Origin of the sequence: Sinomonas sp. (assembly GCF_036848755.1) — a bacterium.
In the GTDB taxonomy this organism is placed as follows: domain Bacteria; phylum Actinomycetota; class Actinomycetes; order Actinomycetales; family Micrococcaceae; genus Sinomonas.
This window is the reverse complement of sequence record NZ_DAIUJO010000207.1, coordinates 1-3,165: the sequence shown is the minus strand read 5'-3', so window position 1 is coordinate 3,165 and position 3,165 is coordinate 1. Positions and strand designations below refer to the sequence as shown.

Annotated in this window: 4 protein-coding genes; all 4 read right to left on the bottom strand. The window is 69.2% G+C overall.

Features of this window, described 5'->3' with window-relative positions:
- On the bottom strand, positions 1 to 453 hold a 453-nt coding region (locus tag V7053_RS18470; protein ID WP_334173714.1), incomplete at its 3' end, for a GntR family transcriptional regulator.
- A 55-nt stretch (positions 454 to 508) separates the two neighbouring features.
- The gene (locus V7053_RS18465) at positions 509 to 1,462 is read right to left on the bottom strand and encodes a transketolase family protein (RefSeq protein WP_334173715.1); all 954 of its coding nucleotides are present in this window, start codon (positions 1,460 to 1,462) and stop codon (positions 509 to 511) included.
- Between the two features lie 41 nt (positions 1,463 to 1,503).
- The gene (locus tag V7053_RS18460) at positions 1,504 to 2,382 is read right to left on the bottom strand and encodes a transketolase (RefSeq protein ID WP_334173713.1); all 879 of its coding nucleotides are present in this window, start codon (positions 2,380 to 2,382) and stop codon (positions 1,504 to 1,506) included.
- On the bottom strand, positions 2,379 to 3,165 hold a 787-nt coding region (locus tag V7053_RS18455; RefSeq protein ID WP_334173712.1), incomplete at its 5' end, for an MFS transporter. The genes V7053_RS18455 and V7053_RS18460, both read right to left, overlap by 4 nt.

Sequence of the window (3,165 nt, the reverse complement as noted above, 5' to 3'; positions counted from 1 at the left end):
GTTGCCGGTGAGGCTGCACAGGAGCCGGTGGAAGTCGAGGTCCGCCTCGATCCGGTCGTCGAGACCGCGGTCCGCGGCGTCCTCCATGGCCTCGATGGCCGCCCGCAATTCGCCGACGATCCGCGCCCGGCGGGGCTGGTCGATGAGCGACTGCGTGGCGAGGGACTCGAGAGCGGCGCGCACGGCGAAGATGTCGCGGATCTCCTTCGCGTCAAGGTGTCGCACGTTCAGGCGACCGCGCGCGCCCGCCGCCACGAGCCCCTCCTGCTGAAGCTGGCGCAGCGCCTCGCGGAGCGTTCCCCGGCTGATGCCGAGGCGTTCGGACAGCTCCGTCTCGACGAGGTGGCGTCCCGGCTCGAGGTCCCCCGAGGTGATGGCGCGGCGCAGCGCCACCACGGCCTGCTCACGCAGGCTCGTCTTCTCCAGCCCCAGCAGGGCGGCGGTGGCGGCCATTCGGACTCCTTGGATCGATGTTAACTGTCATCATAGGCGGGGGAACGGCCGCATCTCAGCCAAGCTCGGCCAGGACGCGCTCAACGATGCGCTCCTTCGACAGTCCGTACCGGTCGTGGAGGGTGGGCAGCGCCCCGGCGTCGAGGAATTGGTCGGGCAGTCCGATCGGAACGACGCGCCCAGGCTGCCCCTTGCGGACGAGGGCGGCCGCGACCGTCTCGAAGAGCCCGCCGACCACCGTGTGGTTCTCGAGCGTCACGGCGAGCCGGTCCCCCGCGAGTTCGCTCAGGACGGTCTCCTCGTCGAACGGCTTGAGCGTTGGGGTGTGCACGACGGCCACGTCCACGCGGTGTGCAGCGAGCGCCTCGGCGGCCTGGAGCGCGCGCATCGTCATGAGGCCGGAGGAGACAAGCACGACGTCGCGGCCTCCGCGCAGCACCTTGGCCTTGCCGAGCTCGAAGCGATAGTCGTACTCGTCGAGGACGGACGGCACCTTGCCGCGCAGGAGCCGCAGATACGTCGGCCCGTCGGTCGCGGCGAGCTGCGGGACGGCCTGTGCGATGTCGATGGCGTCGCACGGGTCGACGATCGTCAGGTTCGGCATGCCGCGGAAGATCGCGACGTCCTCGGTTGCCTGATGGCTCGGGCCGTAGCCGGTCGTGAGCCCGGGAAGGCCTCCGACGATGTTGACGTTGAGCTCGGGCTCGGCGATGTCGAGGCAGATGAAGTCGTACGCTCGCCGGGCCGCGAACACTGAGTAGGTCGTGGCGAACGGGACGAGGCCCGCTTGGGCCATGCCGGCCGCAGCGCCGAAGAGGAGCTGCTCCGCCATCCCCATCTGGAAGTACCGGTCCGGGTGCCGCTCGGCGAAGATGTGGAGGTCGGTGTACTTGCCGAGGTCGGCGGTGAGGCCCACGATCCGCTCGTCCTGCTCCGCGAGCTCGGCGAGCGCGTGCCCGAACGGGGCCGGCGTCGTCCGCTGCCCGGGCTCAGCAAAGGACGCGATCATCGCGGACGTCTTGAGCTTGGGTGCCTTTGCGGGCGCTGTGGTCACGGTGCCACCTTCTCTCGGTTCATATGCCCCTCGGCCAGCTGCTTCTGGCAGATGGCCCATTCGTGCTCCTCGATCCGCATGAAGTGCGCCTTCTCGCGCTCCTCGAGGAGGGGGACGCCGCGACCGACCTTGGTGTCACAGAGGACGACGGCGGGAGCACCCTGGTCGTCCGCCTCGGCCGCGACCGCATCGAACGCCTCGAGGAGAGCGGCGACGTCGTTCCCGTCGACCCGCTGGACCCGCCATCCGCAGGCGGCCCACTTCTCCGCCACGGGCTCGGTCCGGAGGACGCCGGCGGTCGGGCCGTCCGCTTGAAGCGCGTTGATGTCGACGACGGCGGTGAGCCGCCCGAGGCGGTGATGGGCCGCCCCCATGGCTGCCTCCCACGTCGAGCCCTCGTCGAGCTCCCCATCGGAGAGGAAGTTGACGATCCGCGCAGGATTTCCCCGGGCTCGCAGCCCGAGGGCGTAGCCCACCGCGATCGTGAGTCCGTGGCCGAGCGAACCACCGGAGATCTCCATCCCAGGGGTGTAGGTCGACATGCCGGACATCGGCAGCCGCGAGTCGTCCGAGCCGTAGGTCTCGAGCTCCTCGACCGGGACGATTCCCGCCTCGGCGAGCGCGGCGTAGAGCCCGATCGCGTAGTGGCCCGTCGAAAGGAGGAACCGATCACGGCCGTCCCATTCGGGATCCTCGGCTCGGTAGTCGAGCTGATCGGTGTAAAGGGCCGCGAGGATGTCCGCGGCGCCGAGCGCCTGCCCAACGTAGCCCTGGCCTTGGACCTCGCCCATGCGGAGGGCGTTCCGACGGATGCGGTACGCCGCGTCTCCTACCGCCTCGATCCGCGAGGCCTTCGTGCAGAAGGTCGCCTTCATGCACCCACACCTTGGGGGGAGGCAGCCTCGGCCTTCTCGGCGGCGTCGCGCTCGCTGCGGCCCCACGTCTCGCGCGTGCTGATGGCGGCCCACAGGCCGATCGCGCCATAGGCGCTGAAGAGCAGGGCTGGCCCGAGCCAGCCAAGCCCGATGTAGAGGATGGTCGTGATGAACGGTGTGAAGCCCGAGACCATCGCCGAAATCTGGTACGCGAGCGAGGCGCCCGAAGACCGCGTGTTGGCGCGGAAGAGCTCTGGGAACCACGCTCCCTGGACGCCCGCGAGGGAGTTCTGGCACACGGCGTAGGCGACGACGATCGTGGCGAGCACGAAGACGAACAGGCCCGTGTTGACGAGGAGGAACATGGGGACGCCGAACAGGACAGCGAACGTGCAGGACCAGAGGTAGACCGGGCGGCGCCCAATCCTGTCGGTGAGCTGCCCCCAGGCAGTCGTGGCGAAGATGCCGATCGCGGAGGCCACGCACAGCGCGATGAGGGTCTGGGTGGTGTTGGCAAGGTGCTTGCTGTTGAGGTACGAGATCATGTACGTCACGGACACCGCGTAGCCGGCGGTCTCGGCGATGCGGAGACCGATGCCCCGCAGAATGTTCCGCCAATCGTGCTTGACGACCTCGACGAGCGGCGCCTTCGCCAGCTGGCCCGCGCCCTTGACATCCTCGAAGACCGGCGATTCCGGGACCTTGGTGCGGATGATGATGCCGACGATGACGAGCACGATGCTCGCAAGGAACGGGACCCGCCAGGCCCAGGTTCCGCCGAGA